This is a genomic window from Marinitenerispora sediminis (genome assembly GCF_003336425.1).
Classification (GTDB): Bacteria; Actinomycetota; Actinomycetes; order Streptosporangiales; family Streptosporangiaceae; genus Marinitenerispora; species Marinitenerispora sediminis.
In genome coordinates, this window is sequence record NZ_QEIO01000428.1 from 1 (window position 1) to 244 (window position 244).

At 73.4% G+C, this 244-nt stretch carries 1 protein-coding gene; it reads right to left on the reverse strand.

Annotation, left to right across the window (positions count from 1 at the left end; all coding sequences use genetic code 11):
* Positions 1 to 244: ADP-ribosylglycohydrolase family protein (locus DEF28_RS27885; RefSeq protein WP_199493602.1), on the reverse strand; the 244-nt coding region annotated here is incomplete at both ends.

Genomic DNA, 244 nt, shown 5'->3' on the forward strand with positions numbered 1-244 from the left:
AGTTCTCCTCCCTCGCCGACCTCCGGGCGCGGTTCGGACCGGCCGGGGTCCGGGAGTTCATTGTCGACTACCCCGACGGCGCCCCCGTCCGCGGCGCGGATGAGGCCCTCGACGGTCCACAGCGTCATCTGCGTGTCGTCGGTGACCGCGCCGCGGACGGGGGCGCCGTCGGGGTAGTCGACAATGAACTCCCGGACCCCGGCCGGTCCGAACCGCGCCCGGAGGTCGGCGAGGGAGGAGAACT